The organism is Afipia sp. P52-10 (genome assembly GCF_000516555.1).
GTDB lineage: Bacteria > Pseudomonadota > Alphaproteobacteria > Rhizobiales > Xanthobacteraceae > P52-10.
Genome location: NZ_AZSJ01000007.1, coordinates 209,286 through 228,942 on the forward strand (window position 1 = coordinate 209,286; position 19,657 = coordinate 228,942).

Genomic DNA, 19,657 nt, shown 5'->3' on the forward strand with positions numbered 1-19,657 from the left:
CATCAGATGAGCGAAGCCTTCAGGCGGCCAGCATCGTCGGCGGGCGGTAGCGCATGGCGGCGCGCGTGCCGAGATAGACAAACAACGCCAGTACGATCGTCTGCGCGATCAGGAACGGCGGCTCCGACTGGGTTGGCGCCAACGCCTTCAATGCGTGCACCTTCGCGAACGCCTGCGCCACCAGCACGAACACGTTGAGATAAAGCGCTGCGAGCGCGCTGACGACGTAGATCCAGCGCCATGCGCCCTGCATGCGGAAACCGTAACGCGCGGCGCAGGCACAGGCGAGCACGGCCAGCGAGATCAGGCCGACGATATGTGACGGCAGCAGCTTGGTGAACGGAAAGGCGAAGCCGGTGACACTGGTGGCGATGGTGGTGATCAGGAACAATGCGGTCCAGCTCTCGCGCCGCGTGCTGTCGAAGAAGCCCGCCAGCACCACGAAACCGGCGACGATGCCGATCAGGCTGAGCAGCGTGTGAACGAAGGTGAGGACGTCCATTCCGAGGATCATGCGATGGCTCCCAAACAGATACGGTCGGCCTTGCGGAAGGCCGGTCGCCGCGGACGCGCACCGTCGGGCACTGTCCGCTGGCGGACGGTGGAACCATACGCTGGGTTTCGGGAACCTGCCAGCAATCTGAGAGCGCGATGTCCGGCGTTAAGCCGGAGCCTGGAAGCTCAATGTCCGCCCGGCCTTGTAATCGTGGAGCTTGCCGGTCTCGGTCCAGGACGGCAGGCATAAGGGTACGATCGCCTGCGCCACCTGCTCGGGCGTGTCGAGGGTGAGCGGGTCTTCGCCCGGCATCAGGATCGCGCGCATGCGGGTACGGATCGGCCCCGGATTGAACAGGTTCACGCGCAGAGCGGAGCTGGCGGTCTCGTTGGCCCAGACGCGGACCAATCCTTCAAGCGCCGCCTTCGAGGCGACGTATGGCCCCATATAGGCGCCGGCCTTGCTGGCGGCGCTGGACGAGATGAACACGGCGCGTCCGGCGTCGGACGGCTTCAGCAGCGGTTCCATGCAACGCACGAGTTGGAAGTTGGCGTTGACGTTGATCGCCATAGCGTCGGTCCAGGACTTCATGTCGATATGGCCGAGCGGCGAGACCGGGCCGAGCGTTGCCGCGTTGCCGACCAGCACGTCGAGCTTGCCATGACGCTCGTGCAGGGCGGCGCCGAGCCGGGCGACACCGTCGAAGTCGGTGAGATCGAGCGGCACCAGCGTTGCGCTGCCGCCGATCGCCTTGATCGCGTCGTCCAGCTCCTCCAGTCCGCCGACCGTACGCGCCACCGCGATCACATGGGCTCCCGCCTGCGCAAGCGCGAGCGCTGTGGCATAGCCGATGCCGCGCGAGGCGCCGGTGACGAGGGCGATACGGGAGGCGAGGGGTTGGGTCATGGTTGGTGGCCTGAAATCTTCCGGCTGCTTTCCCAGACTTGGGAAAAACAGAGAGTGGTTTGGTGTCCAACCACATCGTCATGCCCGCGAGGCGGGCATCCAGTACGCCGTGCGCTTCGAAGCGATCGGTGACGTCCCGGATTACTGGGTCCCCGCCCTCGCGGGGACGACAAGTCGTGGCTGGATCGCTCCTCACCATGAGGAGGGGGACAGGTCAAGCCCGGATTGTCGCCGGTCCCGATCTCGGCTCAGCGGCGGACCGAAACGGCGCAACGGCGGATATCCGCCTGCTGCTCAACCGTGAGCACGCGTTTCGGCAGCATCTGGAACAGACGCGGCGCCTGGTACAGCAGGATCACCTGGCTATTCTCGGACCACTTCAGGTAGTCGGTCCAGGCCACCGTCCAGCTGCCATTCTCGTTTTCAGTCTTCAGTCCAGCCTCGGACCAGCTGAAGATGATGGGATAGTGCAGCGTTTTCTGCTTGGCGTAGGTCCTGCGTGCATAGAGCGGAGCGAGAACGAAGTAATTGAGCAGCGGTAGTGCGACGAGCAGCACCAGGCACGAGGCCGCGACGCCGCCGTAAACCGCTTTGTCCTGAGGTCTGTGCTCGCCGAGCGAGAGCCCGAGGAAAATCACCCCGGCCAACGCGAACAGCACCCATCCGACGACCGCCGCAGGGCTGCGGAGCGAGTTCAGCACGAACAGCTTGTTGGCGGTGGCGTAGTCGTCGGCGGTGAGCGCGATGGTGATCGAGCGATCGGTCACGGATCATCGCCTTGTCGAAGCGCGGTTCACGGGATAGCGGGACGATTTGCGCCCCGCTTGTCAGCTTGCTTCCGCCAGTAGCGAAAGCTGCCGAGGCTGCGGCTCGGTCTGGGTCTGGTCGGTGAGCGGGGTCGGATAGTCACCGGTGAAGCAGTGGTCGGTGAACTTCGGCCGCGCCGGATCACGGCCCGGTTCGCCCATCGCGCGGTAGATGCCGTCCACCGAGAGGAAAGCCAGCGTATCGGCGCCGATCAGCTGCCGCATCTCCTCAAGGTTGTGGCGGGCGGCAAGCAGCCCGTCGCGGTCCGGCGTGTCGATGCCGTAGTAATCGGGGTGGGTGATCGGCGGCGAGGCGAGGCGGAAGTGCACTTCCTTGGCGCCGGCGTCGCGCATCATCTTGACGATCTTGCGCGAGGTGGTGCCGCGCACCAGGCTGTCGTCGATCAGGATGATGCGCTTGCCTGCGATCGCGGCGCGATTGGCCGAATGCTTCATGCGGACGCCGAGCTCGCGCACGCTCTGGGTCGGCTGGATGAAGGTGCGGCCGACATAGTGGTTGCGGATGATGCCGAGCTCGAACGGCACACCCGAGGTCTGGCTGTAGCCGACCGCTGCGGGCACGCCGGAGTCCGGCACCGGCACGACCACGTCGGAGGGAACGTGGCTCTCGCGCGCGAGTTCGGCGCCCATGGCCTTACGGATATCGTAGACCGGGCGGCCGCCGACGACGGAGTCGGGACGCGAGAAGTAGATGTACTCGAAGATGCAGGGACGCGGGTCCATCGGTGGGAATGGCTTGTGACTGTGCGCGCCGTTCTCGTCGAACACGACGACCTCGCCGTTCTCGATATCGCGGATGTACTTCGCGCCGATGATGTCGAGCGCGCAGGTCTCAGACGCCAGGATCGGACAGCCGTCGAGTTCGCCGAGCACCAGCGGACGGATGCCGAGCGGATCGCGTGCACCGATCAGCTTCTTGTTGGTGAGCGCCACCAGCGAGTAGGCACCCTCGATCGTGCGCAGCGCGTCGATGAAGCGCTCGATGAAGCGGTTGCGCTTTGACTGGGCGACCAGGTGCAGGATCACCTCAGTATCGGTGGTGGACTGCATCATCGCGCCGTTGCGCACCAGTTCGCGGCGCAGCGTCAGGCCATTGGTGAGATTGCCGTTGTGGCCGACGGCGAAGCCGCCGGCGTTCAATTCGGCGAACAGCGGTTGCACGTTGCGCAGGATGGTTTCGCCGGTGGTGGAATAGCGGACGTGGCCCACGGCGCTGGAGCCGGGCAGATGGTCGATCACGTCGCGGCGGGAGAAGGTGTCGCCGACCAGGCCGAGGCGGCGCTCCGAGTGGAACCGCTTACCGTCGAAGGAGACGATGCCAGCGGCCTCCTGGCCGCGGTGCTGCAGGGCGTGCAGGCCGAGGGCGGTGATCGCTGCGGCGTCCGGGTGGCCGAAGATGCCGAACACGCCGCACTCCTCGCGTAACCGGTCGCCGTTTCCATCGATGTCGAGGTCGAGGTGATCGGCAATAGCAGTATCGCCGGAAGCCTTGTGGGTCCTGTCCATCACGCCTCTCGCTCGGTTAGGGGACCAGAACGCCCCGTACGCATCGTTTGCCGTCTGAGCCTGAGTTCCCGCCCGGTGGCCTGGCTCAGCGCCCCGTCATCGATCTGCCTTCGATCAACTGGCGAAGGCCTTCGCGCTGGTTCTTGGAATAGCCGCCCGCGTCACTCGCCACGGCCGCATTGGCGGGCCGCTCCGGCGTTGCGTCGGTCTGCTCGTCCTTGTCGCGCTTCAGTCTCTTTAAGATGGTGGTCTCGGGGTCGTCCGGCAACAGGGTCATCAGCCAATTTCCGGTCGATTGCAACACGCTAAGCGACTTTGCCGAGCGCACCCAGTCCGGCTGCTGCTTATCAGGAACCAGCCAGGCAAAGAACATGAAAGCGACGACCACGATCAAAAGCCCGCGACCAAGGCCGAACAGGAAGCCGAGGGTCCGATCGAGCGCGCCGATGCGGGAATCCAGCACCATGTCGGAGATGCGCGAGGTGATAATGGTGGCGACGACCAAGGTCCCGATGAACACGCCGGCGATCACGGCGATGGCGGCGACGGTGTCGTTGTTGAAGTAGGCCTTGGCCTGAGGCAGCAGGCGCGGGAAGGCGTAGAGGGTGGTAACGGCGGCGGCGGCCCAGGCGGCAATCGACAGGATTTCCCGCATGAAGCCGCGGATCATTGCCAGCAGGCCCGACAGCAGCATCACGGCCAGCACGATGATATCGAGGAGGGTAATAGGCATCGTGTGGTCGGTCCGTCGTATCGATCCTGTCGTCAGGTCGGGCGAATCGCTGCGAAGCGTGCGCCTCTTAGTGACGATGCAATTTCGCTTCCCGCAAGGCCGTCCACCATGGTTCCAGAGCATTAACGTCCGGTATGCGGGAGCCCTGCGCATGCCGGGGTATAGCTGGCAGTGTCCGACACGTCACCCGTTTCGGCGCAAATAGCGGTGATTGCTGTCCTTTCCGGCGATTTTCCTGGCGCGCCGTGATCGCGCGGACACACTGCAGCAACAAGCGCGGACCGAGCTGGCCTTCGGCTGGTTGCGGTCCGTCGCGAGCCGCATGGCTTTGGACTCGTGGCCATCACAAGGCCATTCATCCAGCGCGCACCTCGGCCCTCTTGCGGTTCGCTTGCTCCGCTCCGTCTCTAAATATATAGATCGTATATGAATCATACATTCGGGGTTATTTTTAATGGGTATCGTCAACATCGAGGATGAGCTGCACGAGCAGCTGCGCCGGGCGAGCAAGGCGTCCTTTCGATCGATCAACGCCCAGGCGGCGTTCTGGATCAAGATCGGCATGCTTTGCGAGCTGAATCCGGGCCTCACCTTCCAGGAGCTTGTGGCGCGCGAGCTGAAGGCGGCGGGTGTCGATGCCCGCGATCTTGCTGCGGCGGCCCCATGACGAAGACGCCGGCCGAAGTCGAGCTGCTGGCGGAGGCCGGGCGTCTGCTCGCGTCGGTGTTCGCGCATCTGGATGCGCAGCCGCTCGCAGGATTGAGCACCCTGCAGGTCAACGATCTTGTCGAGGATTTCATCGTCGGTCAGCTCGGCGCGCGGCCCGCCAGCAAGGGCCAGTATGGCTATGGCTTCGTGCTGAACAGTTCGCGCAACGCAGTCGTCTGCCACGGCGTGCCGTCGAAGGACGAGGTTCTGCAGGACGGCGATATCGTCAATTTCGACATCACGCTGGAGAAGCAGGGTTACATCGCGGACTCCAGCAAGACGTTTCTCATTGGCGATGTGACGCCTGCGGCCAAGCGACTCGTTCGCACCGCCTACGAGGCGATGTGGAAGGGCATCCGCAGCGTCCAGCCGGGCGCAACGCTCGGCGATATCGGCTACGCCATCGAACGCCACGCCAAGCAGAACGGCTATTCGATCGTGCGCGACTATTGCGGCCATGGCATCGGCCGCCAGATGCACGAAGACCCGCAGGTGCTGCATTTCGGCAAGCCGGGGACGGGTCTGACGCTACGCGAGGGCATGGTCTTCACGATCGAGCCGATGCTGAACCAGGGGCGCAGCTCGGTGCGCACCGAGGACGACGGATGGACCGTCGTCACAGCGGACGGCAAGCTCTCCGCGCAGTTCGAGCACACGGTTGCGGTGACGCGGGACGGCGTGCGCGTGTTGACGTTGCGTCCGGACGAAGCGCGGCCGCAGCGCCGCCGCTCGCCCCGATAGGCGCGTGGGTTTTAGTGTTCAGTCCCGGCCCGAAGCGTCCTGAGTGGAGATTAGCCGTCGTCGCGGTTTTGTGGCGGGGGCGCAGGCCCGCGCCGTTTGCCGCGGGCGGCGATCTCCGACACCACGCCGACCAGCGAACTGGACGGATGCAGGGCGAGGGTGGTGCCTGAGCTGTCGGCTGAGCTGCTTTCAGGCAGGATCGCGCGGGCGAAGCCGAGCTTCGTCGCCTCCTTCAGCCGCGCCGAGGTTTGCGCCACCGGCCGGACCGCGCCGGAAAGCGAGATCTCGCCGAAATAGACCGCATCCACCGGCAGCGGCGCATTGGCGAGCGAGGAGACCAGGGCGGCGGCGGCAGCGAGGTCGGCGGCCGGCTCCTGGATGCGCAGACCGCCGGCGACATTGAGATAGACGTCATGACCCGACAGTTTGATGCCGCAATGGGCCTCCAGCACCGCCAGCACCATCGACAGCCGGCTCGGGTCCCAGCCGACCACAGCGCGGCGCGGGGTACCGAGCGAGGTCGGCGCCACCAGCGCCTGCAACTCCACCAGCACCGGCCGCGTGCCCTCGACGCCGGCGAAGACGGCGGTGCCCGGCGTGCCAAGGTCGCGCTCGGACAGGAACAGTTCGGATGGATTGGTCACCTCGCGCAGGCCCAAGCCGGTCATCTCGAACACGCCGATCTCGTCGGTCGGCCCGAACCGGTTCTTCACCGCGCGCAGGATACGGAACTGCTGGCTGCCTTCGCCCTCGAACGACAGCACGGCGTCCACCATGTGCTCGACCACACGGGGCCCGGCGATCTGCCCGTCCTTGGTGACGTGGCCGACGAGAATGAGGGCGGTGCCGGACTTCTTGGCGAAACGAATGAGCGCCTGCGCCGAGGCACGCACCTGCGTCACCGTGCCGGGCGCGGACTCCACGGTGTCGGTCCACATGGTCTGGATGGAATCGATGATGACCAGGCGGGGCGGGGTGCCCTCCGATAGGGTTGCGATGATGTCTTCAACCGAAGTCTCAGACGCGAGCTGCACTGGCGCTGTCGCCAGCCCCAGCCGCTCGGCGCGCAGCCGGACCTGGGCGACCGCTTCTTCACCTGAAATGTAAACCGCGCGATGCTTGGCTTTCGCCAGCATGCTGGCGGCCTGCGTCAGCAATGTCGACTTGCCAATGCCGGGATCGCCGCCGAGCAGGATGACGGAGCCGCGCACAAACCCGCCGCCGGTGACGCGATCGAGCTCGCTCATGCCGGAGATGATACGCGGCGCGTCCCGGCTCTCGCCGGTCAGCGATTCAAGGTTGAACAGCCGCCCCTTGCGCTTGGCGCGCACGCTGAGCGGCACCGAGGCGTTGCCGCTCACGTCCTCCTCGGCGAGCGTATTCCACTCGCCGCAGGACTCGCACTTGCCCTGCCAGCGGTTATAGGCGGCGCCGCAGTTCTGGCAGACGAAGGAGAGCGTGTTCTTGGCCATGGTGTCCGGAATGGGCGGCGAACGCGGCCGGCCGCAACGGGAATCGATCTGATGCGTGCAGGCATAGCATGCCGCACGCTGGCGCTGAACCTGCAAGGTTGCGTGCAACGATTTGATGTTGATGGATAATTTTGCAACTTCAGCAACCTGCCGGACGGGCATCCCACAGTGGCCGTGCGCGTGGGCGATCGCCAGGAGCGCCGGCGCTGTCTTGAGATCACGGCTGCTTCATCAAACCACAGGAGAGTTTTGCAGTTCTCCGGAAGGTAACCGGATGCGCAACCGGAGCATGGCCATTATAGTGCCGCCGGTATCGGGTTGGGGATTCTGGGCAATGGTTTCGACGACGTCATTCGTGCGCGGTGGCTCACGCGGGGCGCTGCTGGCGAGCACGGCGCTTTTCGCGATCCTGGTGGGGGCCAACCCTGCTTCGGCGCAGTTCGTGTACAAGCCCAATTCGAACAATGACGAGATCACGATCATCGACATGAACACAGGCAACTCGGCTGGTTCGGTACCCACCGGATTCCCGCGTGGTGTCGCCGTGCGGGGCGACCAGTCGCTGATCTATGTGAGCAACTCCTATGATAACACCGTGTCGGTGATCGATACGCGCACCAATGCCGTGATCCAGATCATTCCTGTTGCCGGGGGACCCGATGGTGTGGCGCTTAGCCCAGACAATACCCGGCTTTATGTTACCAACGGCCAATCCAACAGCGTGTCGATCATCGACACCGCCAGCAACACCGTGGTCGGCGTCGTGCCGGTTGGAAGCACCCCGATCCACGTCGTGGTCAGTCCTGATGGCGGGCGTGCTTATGTCACAAACGTCATCGCATCGTCCGTATCGGTGATCGACACACAAAGCCTCACGTTGATTGCCACCGTTGCTGTGGCAGGGGGGCCGCTCGGGGTCGCAATCAGTCCAGATGGGAGACGCGTTTACGTGGCCGGCCAATCCGGGACCGTGTCAGTCATCGACAGCGGTACCAACACGGTTGTCGGTAACATTCCCATTCCATTCGCTCGCCAAGTGGTGCTCTCGCAGGACGGGAGCCGCTCCTATGTGTCAGGCTCGACCGGCCTCTCAGTCATCGATACTGCAACCAATGCAGTGATCGAGACCTTCACCACTGCCATGGGCTCGTCAGGCTTGGTACTGAGCCACGATGGCAAGCGCGTCTATCTCTCGAATTCCGACAACACATTCTCAGTCGTCGATCTGACAACCGGCGTCATCCAGCCACTATTCTCCGAGCCGTTTAGTTGGTCGATGAGCACCTGCGGCAATGGCAATGCGCTGCTTGCGGCGGGGCGTACGTTCTCGGCTGGACAAGGCAATGCGCTTGGCTGCACCGGCACGAGTGCGGTGTTCACCGGCGGCACGCTGCGCTTCATCAACACCGGCATCAGCAGCGCGCAGCCGATCATCCTGATGTCGCAGGGTGGCATCATCGACACCAACGGCGTCGATGCGACGCTGAACGGCCCGATCTCCGGCGCCGGGTCGCTGACCAAGATCGGCGCAGGTACTCTGACGCTCGGCAGCGCAGGGACCTACACCGGCGCGACGTTCGTCGGCGCGGGGACGCTGCAGGCGGGCGCCGCGAACGTGTTCTCGCCGTTCTCCGCCTATACGGTGGCGAGCGGCGCGGTCCTCGATCTCAATGGCCTCAACCAGACGATCGGATCGCTCGCAGGTGCGGGCCGGGTAACGCTCGGCAGCGGCACCCTGACGACCGGTGCAGATAACGCCTCGACCAGCTATTCGGGCGAGATCAGCGGCAGCGGCGGGCTGATTAAGCAGGGCACGGGCACCTTCATACTAAGCAGCGCGAATACCTACACTGGCGGCACCACCATCAACGCCGGCGTGCTGGCGTTGAGCGGTGCGGGCACGCTCGGCGACACGGCGAATGCCACCGCCGTCAATGGCGCGACAGCAGTGCTCGATCTTGGCGGCACATCGCAGACCCAGAACGGCGGCGTGTCCTTGCAGAACGGCGGCACGATCCGCAACGGGTCGTTGACCGGCGCGCTGACGTCGAGCGGCGGCGTGATCAACGGGCTCGGTGGCAGTGCCAGCGTCGCCGTGAGCGGCGGCACGACGCAGATGCTCGGTACCAACACCTACACCGGCGCGACGGCGGTCAATGCAGGCGTGCTGGAGGTTGCGGCGGGCGGCAGCATTGTCTCGGACGTAACAGTGAATGGCGGTCGCTTCGTCAGCAACGGATCGTCGCTGGGAACGATGACGGTCAATACGGGCGGCATGCTTGGCGGCAATGGCATCGTCGGCACCACGGCAATCGATGGTGGCACGCTGTCGCCAGGCAACTCGATCGGCACGCTCACCATACAGGGCAGCCTCAGCTTAACGGCGGCGTCGACCTATCGGGTCGAGGTTGATCCGGCGGCGAGCGACCGCACCAACGTCACCGGCATGGCAACACTCGGCGGTGCGACGGTGGCGGCGATCTACGCGCCAGGCGCGTATGTGACGCGGCAGTACACCGTCCTCAATGCGGCGGGCGGTGTCAGCGGCACATTCGCGTCGCTGGTCAACACCAACCTGCCGGCGAACTTCGCGCCGTCGCTGTCCTATGACACCAACAATGCCTACCTGAACCTGACGCTGAACTTCGTGCCGCCGGATCCGGAGCCGCCGACCAGCCCCGACTACGGCAATGGACTGAACCTGAATCAGAGCAGCGTCGCCAATGCGCTGGTGAACTCGTTCAACACCGCGGGCGGCATTCCGCTGGCGTTCGGCGCGCTGACGCCGCAGGGCCTGACGCAGGTGTCGGGCGAGGCGGCGACCGGAACGCAGCAGGCGACGTTCAACATGATGTCGCAGTTTTTGGGCGCGATGCTCGATCCGTTCGCGGCCGGCCGTGGCGAGACCGGGCAGGGTGGCGCGATGCCTTACGCGGACGAGGCGCTGGCCTATGCATCGCCGCGGCAGGGCCGCAATGCGAGCGAGCGCGAGGCGTACAACGCTGTTTATAAAGCACCGCCGCGCCTCGCCGATGCCTTTAACCGGTGGAGCGTGTGGGCGTCGGGCTTCGGCGGCGCGCAGACCACAGCCGGCAACGCCAGCGTCGGCTCGGCCGACACCACCGTGCGCATCTACGGCGCTGTGGCCGGTGCCGATTATCGGCTCTCGCCAGACACGACGATCGGCTTCGCGCTGGGTGGCGCTGGCTCCAATTACGGCTTCGCCAAGGGGCTCGGCAGTGGCCGCTCGGAGGCGTTCCAGGCGGGCATCTATGGCCGGCACGCGATCGGCGCGGCATATGTCGCGGCCGCGCTCGCCTATGGCTGGCAGGACATCACCACCGATCGTAGCGTGTTCCTGAACCGTTACCGCGCCCGCTTCGATGCCAACGCGTTGTCGGGGCGGATCGAGAGCGGCTATCGCTTCGCCTGGCAAAGCATGGGACAGGACCTGGGCCTGACGCCCTATGTAGCGGGGCAGTTCACAACGCTGTTCCTGCCGGGCTATGCGGAGGAGGTGGTCGCGGGCGGCAACCTGTTTGCACTTAGCTATCAGTCGAAGGATGTGACCGCCTCGCGCAGTGAACTCGGCCTGCGCGCGGACACGTCGTTCGTGCTCAATGATGCCCGCGTGACCTTACGCGGCCGTGCGGCGTGGGCGCACAACTTCGATATGAGCCGCAGCGTCAGTGTGAACTTCCAGTCGCTGCCGGCGTCCGCCTTCGTCGTCAGCGGCGCCACACCGGCGCGCGATGCGGCGCTGGTCTCCGCCGGGGCCGAGATGGCCTGGCGCAGCGGCTTCGCACTCGCCGCCTCCTTCGACGGCGAGTTCTCCCGCAACGTCGAAAGCTACGCCGGCCGGGGCACCGTCCGCTACCGGTGGTAAAACTGGCGGCGCCGCGGCGATGGCTCGTCCGGCGCTGATATCCCTTGAGCTGCAGACGCGCAGCCACCCACGAGCACCATCGCGCGTGACCCTCCGCGCCAAGGGCGCCGCGCTGGCTCGCATGGTGCGGCATCGGCTTGGCACCGGGACAACGTGCGTCAGCCGGTGGCGATTTCATTAAGCGATCAAATCTCTATTGCACAAAATATCCATATATGAGAAATATGGGAAGGGCTGGAGGCAGGCAGGCGAGTGATGACTGACCTGCGGGCGTTGGGCGAGGCGCGTGACCCATGGGGTTTTCGATCGACAACGATGGGCGGACGGCAAGTATGCACACCGAGCTGCCGCATCGCGCGCCTGGCCGGGGCGCCGGCTTGCATGAGCGCACGGCGACGCCCTTTGCCGCGGCGCATCCGTACAGCGTGGCGCCGACGCCCGAAGCTGCTTTCGGCGCGGATTTCGTCACGCAACTGATCGATGCGGTGCAGGATACGCTGGCGATGCGGACGGTACCGTTGAGTGGCGCCCGCGAGGTGGCGCGGCAGATCGCACAGCTCGCCTTGCTGGCGAACGGTCGCGTGACGCCGGCTCCGGAGGAAAGCCGCAACGTGCTGCGCGCGAGCTATCTGCATGTGGCGAACCGGCTGCTCGCCTCGCACATGCATCGCGCCGATCTGTCACCGCTGCTGGTGGCGCGGGCGCTCGGCATCTCGGTGCGCAAGCTGCACCTGCTGTTCGAGCCGACTGGTCTCAGCTTCTCGCGTACGCTGATGAGTATGCGGCTCGCGGAAACGCGCCGGCGCCTGACGCTTGAACCGCGCAAGCATGTCGCCGAGATCGCCTTCGCATGCGGCTTCGACAGTCTGGCGACATTCTACCGCGCCTTCCGTCAAGCCTATCGCATGACGCCGGGCGACCTCCGGCAGGCCGAGGGCGGGGCGCCGTAAGCCGCATTGCCGCTGCGGCTGATCGCATGCGCCCGGCGTCGTTTTGCCGCCGGCTCCGCGACACTTGATGCGATCGACGGCCGTCCTCGCGCGGGCCTATGATCGGCGCGTGGACTTTGCTTCCTCGACAGGAGGACGTCATGACTGCAGCTTCTCAGGCTTTGATGCTGGGCATTGGTGTGCTGGTCGCGTGCTTCGTCGCGATCTATCTGTTGAAGTTCGTCGAGCAGATGCGCGGGGCGAGTGCGCCGAGCATCGAGCGGCTGACAGGCGTGCGAAGCCCGACCGATTAGGCTTTGGTGCGGCCGCGACGGACGCTAGTCGGAAGCCGCCATTGCGCCATCCGCGTCGCCTGTTCCTCAGGTGCCGCCGCGATACACCCGCTGGTAGCGATCGCCGAGGCTGGTCAGCACCTCATAGCCGATGGTGCCGAAATGGTGCGCCAGCTCATCGACGGTGACCCCGTCGCCGAGCAATGTCACCATCTGTCCGCGCCGCGGCGGGGCGGGCAGGTCGGTAACGTCGATCGCGGTTAAATCCATCGAGATGCGTCCGGCCAGCGGACAGCGCTGGCCCTTGATCACGGCCTCCGCCGCGCGAATGCCATCGGCGCCACCGGCACTGCGGAAATAGCCGTCGGCATAACCCGTCGCGACAACGGCGATCCTGGTCGGCCGCCGCGCGGTCCAGGTCGCGCCGTAGCCGACCGTCTCACCTTTCTCGACCGTGCGCACCTGCACGATGCGCGCCTTCACCTCGACTACCGGCTGCATCGGGTTGTCGGCTTCCGGCGTCGGGTTGACGCCGTACAGCGCCGCTCCCGGCCGCACGAGATCAAACTGGTAGGGCGCGCCGAGGAAGATACCGGACGAATTCGACAGGGAGGCGGGCACATCGGGAAATTGGCCGATGATCTCGCGGAACGCCGCAAGCTGGCGACCGTTCATCGAATTGTGCAGATCTTCCGCGCAAGCGAGATGGCTCATGACCAGCATAATGCCGTGGTTGCCCTGGGCGATGCGCGGCGCCAGCGCCTGCGCTTCGGCGAGGCTGATGCCGAGCCGGTTCATGCCGGTGTCGATGTGGAGTGCGGCGCCGCCGGCGTGATGATTGACCTTGCAGAACGTATCCCACTCGGCGAGTTCGCCCATGTCGCCAATCACCGGGCGGCAGTTCAAGTCGGCGTAGAGGGGGCCGGTGGCGGCGAAGAAACCGTTGAGCACATAGATTGTAGCGTTGGCGGCTGCGTGCCGCGCGCGGCGTGCCTCATCAAGCGTGGCGACGAAGAAGGTCTTGCAGCCGGCCTTGGTGAGCGCCCGTGCCACTGGCTCGATGCCGCAGCCATAGGCGTTGGCCTTGATCACGGCGGCGCATTCGGCCGGCACGCTGCGGCTCTCCAGCTTGCGCCAGTTGGCGACGATCGCGTCGAGATCGACGGTCAATACGCCATTCGAAGCCGCATCCGCAAAACGGGCTTCGCCCGATGCCGTCATGCCGCTCGGTACGGAGATCACCGTCTGCGCCATGGCTTCCGCCGGTCCGTCTGTCACGTCGTCCACACTTTCACGTTGCGCGCACTCTCCAAAGCATCATCCGGAACCGTCAGAACCAGTTTTCCGGATAGCTCACGCTTAAACAAAGATCGTGCTTAAACAATGAACTCAAGCGCGAGGATGATTCATCCAAATCGCTTCGCGCCAGCACCACATGTGCGGCAGATTACGCCGCAACGATGACGCGTCAACCGCAGCCGCTTGCGGACCAGCCGTAGTCGGATGTCAGTACGTCCGCTCCGGCAGGTGCTGTTCGTCGGCGAGGTCGGAGAAGCGGGTGACGCTGGCGTCGAACTGCAGATTGACGGTGCCGGTCGGGCCGTGACGCTGCTTGCCGATGATCACCTCGGCCTTGCCGTGGGCGAGATCCATCTCGGTCTGCCATTTCTCGTGCTCGGGCGTGCCGGGGCGCGGCTCCTTGCTCTGCAGGTAGTATTCCTCGCGGTAGACGAACAGCACCACGTCGGCATCCTGTTCGATCGAGCCGGATTCACGCAGGTCGGCGAGTTGCGGGCGCTTGTCGTCGCGCGCCTCGACCTGACGCGAAAGCTGCGACAGAGCGATGATCGGAACGTTCAGCTCCTTCGCCAGCGCTTTCAGGCCGGTGGTGATTTCGGTGATTTCCTGCACGCGGTTGTCGGAGCGCTTGCCGGAGCCGGTGAGCAGCTGCAGGTAGTCGATGATCAAAAGATCGAGACCCTTCTGCCGCTTCAGCCGCCGTGCGCGCGCGGCAAGCTGGGCGATGGAGATGCCGCCGGTCTCGTCGATGTAGAACGGGATCGACTGCATCTCGATCGCCTGATCGCGGATCTTGTCGAAATCGGCCTCCGAGATGCCGCCGCGGCGGATGCTGGACGACGAGATGCCGGTGCGCTCGGCGATGATACGGGTCGCGAGCTGCTCGGCGGACATTTCCAGCGAGAAGAAGCCGACGACGCCGCCATCGACCGTCTTCATGTGGCCGTCCGCCTGCACCTCGCCGCGATAGGCGCGGGCGACGTTGTAGGCGATGTTGGTGGCGAGCGACGACTTGCCCATGGCGGGGCGGCCGGCGAGAATGATCAGGTCGGACGGCTGCAGGCCGCCCATCTTCGCGTCCATCGCCCGCAAGCCGCAGGCGAGGCCGGAGAGGCCGCCGTCGCGCTGATAGGCGTTTGCCGCCATGTCGACAGCGGTGGTGAGCGCGTTGGCGAAGCGCTGGAAGCCACCGTCGTAGCGGCCGGTTTCGGCGATCTCGAACAGACGCCGTTCCGCATCCTCGATCTGCGCACGGGGGGCGAAGTCCACCGGCGCGTCGTAGGCGACGTTGACCATGTCCTCGCCGATGCGGATCAGGTCGCGGCGTAGCGCCAGATCGTAGATGGTCTGGCCGTAGTCCTGCGCGTTGATGATGGTGGTCGCTTCGGCGGCGAGGCGGGCGAGATACTGCGCGACCGTCAGCCCGCCGATGTCGGTGTCGGCCGGAACGAACGTCTTCAGCGTCACCGGCGTCGCGATCTTGTTCATCCGGATCAGGCTGCCGGCGATCTCGAACAGGTGCTGATGGATCGGTTCGAAGAAGTGCTTCGGCTCCAGGAAGTCGGAGACGCGATAAAACGCATCGTTGTTGACGAGGATGGCGCCCAACAGGCTTTGCTCGGCCTCGATGTTGTGCGGAGCCGTGCGATAGGCCGGGGTGCCGGCGTCGGGCGCCAGCTTCAGGGCGGTCGAATCGTTGATGGGCATCAGTTCAAGTGACGGTGCGGTTTCTGGCAAAGAGATGGCGCAAGGCCCTGGCGTTGGCGAGTCCCGCGACCCGTCATACCCCGCTTTCCACACCCAGCCGAAAGGCGCAGGCGGCGATGCGGAAACTGCTTGACGACTCAGGGCGCAGCCCGTGCGCCTGAGGACTTAAGGACTTCGGCGGCGATGCTCAATCGAATTCTGCGCGCGCCGATGGTTCGCTCGCGCGCAGAGCGGTCAGCCGACGCAGGCGATACGGTTCTATTCGCCAGCGAGCTGTAGGTTCGGCTGCCGCTGCTCGGCGCGGCGCAACCGGTTCTCCGCATCGGCAATGTAGTCGCGGGTCATCGGAACGATCCCCTGCCGCTTGGTGATCTGAATCTGCACATTCATCATCGCCTGCTTGCGGAACGACATCTCCGAGGCGGCCAGATAGAACTCCCACATCCGCACAAACTTGTCGTTGTAGAGCCGTTCGGCTTCCTCTCGCCGGGCCAGGAACCGTTCCCGCCATGCCTTCAGCGTTTCCGCGTAATGCAGCCGCAGGATCTCGATGTCGTTGACGAGCAGACCGGCGCGTTCGATGGACGGCAGGATCTCCGACAGCGCCGGGATGTATCCGCCAGGAAAGATGTATTTGGCGATCCATGGATTGGTCGCCGCCGGGCCCTCCGAGCGGCCGATCGAATGCAGCAGCATCACGCCGTCGTCGGTGAGCAGTTCGGCGCAGCGGCGGAAGAACGTGTCGTAATAGGCGACGCCGACGTGCTCGAACATGCCGACCGAGACGATGCGGTCGAACGGGCCCGGCACGTCGCGGTAGTCCTGCAGCTTGAAGGCGACCCCGGGGACGGGCTTTTCGATCAGTCGGTTCTCGGCGTAACGAAGCTGTTCGTCGGAGAGGGTGATGCCGGTGACCGAGGCGCCGCACGTCTCGCCGATATAGAGGGCAAGCCCCCCCCAGCCGGAGCCGATGTCCAGCACCCGCTGACCGGGGCCAGCCAATAGCTTTGCGGTGATGTGGCGCTTCTTGGCGAGCTGGGCGTCGTCGAGGCACTGGTCCGGGCTCTCGAAGTAGGCGCAGCTATATTGCCGGTCGGAATCCAGGAACAGCGCGTACAGCCGTCCATCGAGGTCGTAGTGATGGGCGACGTTGCGGCGCGAGCGGCCGCGCCAGTTGAATTGAGCGATGCGGCGCAAGAGCTTGCGGGCGAATGCCTGGCCCATGGCCCAGCGCGGTGTGGCGGCGTCGGGCTGTTCCATGACGACCGCCAGCAGCTCGTCGATGCTGCCCTGTTCGAGAACGAGTTCGCCCTCGGTGTAGAGTTCACCCAGCGCCAGTTCCGGATCGAGGATTAGGCGGCGGACGGCGGAATTTGTGGTGAAGCGGACGCGGAGCGGCGGCCCTGTCCCGTCCCCGCACCGGAAAACCGTCCCCGAGGCCGTGGCGATCGTGATCGAGCCACGGCGGACATTGGTGGTCAGTAAAAAACGCAGCAAGCGATCCATGTAGATCATCCCCAAGCCGCTACGCACATCTCCGTACCAACATATGTTTATCAGCCCGCAAAAGTTTCCGGTGCGTACGCAATGCAAATCAGGCGAGCGGCTGACGAATGCCGCAAACCGTCAGTCCTGGCCCGGCGGAGCCCGGCCCGGCGATCTCCGGGGTTATCCAGTCACGGCCGTTTGATCGCGGCGTTTGCGGACTTCCATTCGCGCGGCAATCGGTTAGAAGGTGGCGTCCAACCGAAACTTAAGCTTGCGCGACCGGAGGTTTGAATGAGGAGCCGAGCGCTCTGTTTGGCGGCTTTGGCGTTTCTCGTCGGCCTCAGCGGGATTGTTGCAGTCGCTCCGCAGCCGGCGCAGGCACAGCAGCTCGATGCCGGCAAGCCGCCGAGCCAGATCTTCTCCAGCACCTGCGCGGTCTGCCACCGCTCGCCGCGCGGTCTCGTCAAGACGGTGCCACCCGGTTCACTGCCGGGCTTTTTGCGCCAGCATTACACCACCGGCGCGGAGATGGCGGGTATCATGGCCGCCTACGTGCTGGGCAGCGGCGGTACCGACCGCGTCGCTGAGCCGCCCAAGCGTGAGCCGAAGCAGCGGGCCAGAGGTGGCGAGGGCGCGGGCGAAACCGCGACCCGAGCTCCGGCCGCAGACGGCAAGGAGCTGCCGAAGCGCGAGCCGAGGCATCGCGCCGCCAAGAAGGGCAAGGCCGATCCGGCGGAAGCCGCCAAGCATGATGCTGCCAAATCCGACTCCGCTAAAGGCGCAGCCGAGACGGACAAGGAAGACGCTGCTAAACCCGAGGCCGGCAAGCCGACGCCATCTGAAACGAAGCCTGAGGGCGAGCCCGCTACCCAGCCTGCGGGCGAGTCGAAGCCCGCGACGGCCGAGCCCAGCCAAGCCCCTCACGAAGCGCCTGCCACAGAGGCTAAGCCCGCTCCGGTGGCGCCGGCGCAGCCTGTGGCGCCGCGGCAACCGACGGGATTGAGCCTGCCGGGCTTCCCGCCGCCGGTGGTCGAGCCCGATCCTGCGGCTCCGGCAGCACCGGCTGCCGCCCCGGCGGAGGCACCGCCAGCGGCCGCACCACCTGCCGACGCGCCGAAGCGTGACTCCTCGTCGAGTGACACTAAGCTCGACATCATGCGGGAAGACGCCCCGGCCGCACGGGCCGGGCAGAAGAAGTAGGCCCGAACGCGGATCAAGTGGCTTCGCCTGATCGCAATCGCACTCTACAGATAGGCGCCGAGGCTCATCGCTCCGTTCGATCCTCCGCTGAACGCGCTTTGGATCGATAGCGAGCGGCGATAGTTATCGACCAGCCGCCCCATCACCGCATCCGTGACGCCGAGCGCGGATTTCTCCTCGGCGCTCATGGTCGAATACTGCTTGATCAGGGCAAGGCTCGCATTCGCGGTACCGCCGCCGTTGGTGGAGGGATCGAGCGAAGCGAGAATGCTCCTGCGTGTACGCAGGTCGAGCTCGCTTTTCGCGGCGCGGACCTCCTCGACCGAGAATTTTTGATCCTGATTGACGGCAACGGCGGCGAGGGTGCGGTTGTCGAAATTGGAGAAGTCGGCCTGCTGGCCGGTGGTCTTGCGGCCGCGGTCGAACACGAGCTGCAGGCCCTTGTCCTTGGCGCTGTTGGCCTGATCGTCGAGCATTGCGCGGGCGCGGCTTGCCACTCCGGCGCTGCTGGTGTCCGAACCGGTCGCGCCGCCTGCCGTCGGCTTGTCGAGCAGGGCGCGCACGGTGTCGTCGGGATTGCCGGTGTCCGGCGCCTTGCCGTAACTCCGCCGCGCAGCGCTGAGCCCATCCGCTAGCGCTTGCCGCTGCGTCGTCCATCTGTCGGTAGCGCGTTCGGCGGGATCGGCCTCGTCCATGTAGCCGATCGCCGCCTCATAGAGGCCTGCATAGTTGCCGGTATGGCGCGCAATCACCGTGTAGGGGGTCATCGCGGTATCGAAGCGCTGCGTCAGCGCGTTGGCCGCAGCGGTCACTTCGTCCTTGCTGAACTGCTTGTCGACGTTGGCGGCGATGACTGACAGGGTCGCACGGCTCTGTCCCGAGAGATCGATCGCGGTCTGACCGTTGATCATTGCCGAGGTGATGCCGAGCGTCTTGTACTGATCGTCGAGCCAGCGACGCGCGTTGGCCGCGAGCGTTGCTGTGGACGGTTGGTCCTTGCCGGCGCTGTCCGCGCTCTGCGCCAGATAGGCCTTCGCCTGATCCGACAGGGTCACGGTGGTCGGCTCGCTCACGCTGCTGCCGTCCTGCTCCTGCGCGGTCAGCAGTGCGGCGAGGTTCGGCGCGGTTGCGGTCGTCGTGCCGCTGGTTGCGGCGGCGGTTTGGGCCGACGTGTATAACGACAGGCTGGTGCCGAGGATCGACGACATCGCTGGCTCTCACATGCTGTAGCAAGACGGCTTGCGTTGAAGAGATGTCAGCAAGCGCCGTGCCAGCGTGCAGGTGATTGCGAATGCAGGCTTATCGCGCGCCGGCACAGCCTCTGCCGAGGCGCGGGGCGGAATCTTTTGCCGCGGGCGGGGAAAAACCTGACGGGTCTAGGCGATACGACGAGCGTGACCGCGTCTGTTGAGGAGAGGCGGCATGTGAGAGCGGGAATACCTACGCAGACGATCGCACAACGAAAA

General features: G+C 65.3%; 16 protein-coding genes. 6 read left to right on the forward strand and 10 right to left on the reverse strand.

The annotated features are described in order from the left end of the window. Positions 1-19: 19 nt before the first annotated feature. The 5 genes from X566_RS18225 to X566_RS18245 all read right to left on the reverse strand — a co-directional run bounded on the left by X566_RS18225 (position 20) and on the right by X566_RS18245 (position 4,468). Positions 20-514, reverse strand: coding sequence for a hypothetical protein (locus X566_RS18225; protein ID WP_034470270.1), 495 nt, complete (start codon positions 512-514; stop codon positions 20-22). Between the two features lie 147 nt (positions 515-661). Next, on the reverse strand, positions 662-1,402 hold the full coding sequence (locus X566_RS18230; RefSeq protein WP_034470272.1) for an SDR family NAD(P)-dependent oxidoreductase: 741 nt from the start codon (positions 1,400-1,402) through the stop codon (positions 662-664). A 248-nt stretch (positions 1,403-1,650) separates the two neighbouring features. Next, a complete protein-coding gene (locus X566_RS18235) occupies positions 1,651-2,169 on the reverse strand; it encodes a YcxB family protein (RefSeq protein WP_034470273.1) in 519 nt (172 codons plus the stop codon). Positions 2,170-2,229: 60 nt separating this feature from the next. Beyond that, complete coding sequence (purF, locus tag X566_RS18240) at positions 2,230-3,735, reverse strand: amidophosphoribosyltransferase (protein ID WP_034470274.1); 1,506 nt, start codon at positions 3,733-3,735, stop codon at positions 2,230-2,232. Positions 3,736-3,820: 85 nt separating this feature from the next. Next, on the reverse strand, positions 3,821-4,468 hold the full coding sequence (locus X566_RS18245; protein ID WP_034470275.1) for a CvpA family protein: 648 nt from the start codon (positions 4,466-4,468) through the stop codon (positions 3,821-3,823). 454 nt (positions 4,469-4,922) lie between these two features. Between X566_RS18245 and X566_RS18250 the strand changes: the two genes are divergently transcribed. Then, entirely contained in the window at positions 4,923-5,135 is a 213-nt protein-coding gene (locus tag X566_RS18250) for a ParD-like family protein (protein ID WP_034470276.1), read from the forward strand. Next, positions 5,132-5,917, forward strand: a complete 786-nt coding sequence (gene map, locus X566_RS18255) for a type I methionyl aminopeptidase (protein ID WP_034470277.1) — start codon at positions 5,132-5,134, stop codon at positions 5,915-5,917. The genes X566_RS18250 and map overlap by 4 nt, the downstream gene beginning before the upstream one ends. 50 nt (positions 5,918-5,967) lie before the next feature. Here the strand turns inward: map and radA are convergent, their stop codons facing one another. Beyond that, a complete protein-coding gene (gene radA / locus X566_RS18260; RefSeq protein WP_034472326.1) occupies positions 5,968-7,389 on the reverse strand; it encodes a DNA repair protein RadA in 1,422 nt (473 codons plus the stop codon). Between the two features lie 334 nt (positions 7,390-7,723). On the opposite strand from radA, the gene X566_RS24050 reads away from it, so the two are divergent. The 3 genes from X566_RS24050 (at position 7,724) to X566_RS25070 (ending at position 12,518) form a co-directional block, all read left to right on the forward strand. After that, complete coding sequence (locus X566_RS24050) at positions 7,724-11,275, forward strand: autotransporter domain-containing protein (RefSeq protein ID WP_051444328.1); 3,552 nt, start codon at positions 7,724-7,726, stop codon at positions 11,273-11,275. 293 nt (positions 11,276-11,568) lie between these two features. Beyond that, on the forward strand, positions 11,569-12,225 hold the full coding sequence (locus X566_RS24055; protein WP_051444329.1) for a helix-turn-helix transcriptional regulator: 657 nt from the start codon (positions 11,569-11,571) through the stop codon (positions 12,223-12,225). A 140-nt stretch (positions 12,226-12,365) separates the two neighbouring features. Further along, complete coding sequence (locus X566_RS25070; RefSeq protein ID WP_160170495.1) at positions 12,366-12,518, forward strand: hypothetical protein; 153 nt, start codon at positions 12,366-12,368, stop codon at positions 12,516-12,518. Between the two features lie 66 nt (positions 12,519-12,584). Here X566_RS25070 and alr read toward each other — a convergent pair whose 3' ends face one another. The 3 genes from alr to X566_RS18290 all read right to left on the reverse strand — a co-directional run bounded on the left by alr (position 12,585) and on the right by X566_RS18290 (position 17,009). Next, positions 12,585-13,751 carry an alanine racemase gene (alr, locus tag X566_RS18280; protein ID WP_034472336.1) on the reverse strand — a complete coding sequence of 389 codons (1,167 nt, stop codon included), beginning with the start codon at positions 13,749-13,751 and terminating at the stop codon, positions 12,585-12,587. A 252-nt stretch (positions 13,752-14,003) separates the two neighbouring features. After that, a complete protein-coding gene (locus X566_RS18285; protein ID WP_034470279.1) occupies positions 14,004-15,503 on the reverse strand; it encodes a replicative DNA helicase in 1,500 nt (499 codons plus the stop codon). 258 nt (positions 15,504-15,761) lie between these two features. Then, complete coding sequence (locus X566_RS18290; RefSeq protein WP_152539969.1) at positions 15,762-17,009, reverse strand: cyclopropane-fatty-acyl-phospholipid synthase family protein; 1,248 nt, start codon at positions 17,007-17,009, stop codon at positions 15,762-15,764. A gap of 273 nt (positions 17,010-17,282) precedes the next feature. On the opposite strand from X566_RS18290, the gene X566_RS24060 reads away from it, so the two are divergent. After that, entirely contained in the window at positions 17,283-18,191 is a 909-nt protein-coding gene (locus X566_RS24060) for a hypothetical protein (RefSeq protein WP_152539970.1), read from the forward strand. A gap of 44 nt (positions 18,192-18,235) precedes the next feature. On the opposite strand, the gene X566_RS18300 is transcribed toward X566_RS24060, so the two are convergent. Beyond that, complete coding sequence (locus X566_RS18300; RefSeq protein WP_051444331.1) at positions 18,236-19,399, reverse strand: hypothetical protein; 1,164 nt, start codon at positions 19,397-19,399, stop codon at positions 18,236-18,238. Between the last annotated feature and the right edge of the window lie 258 nt (positions 19,400-19,657).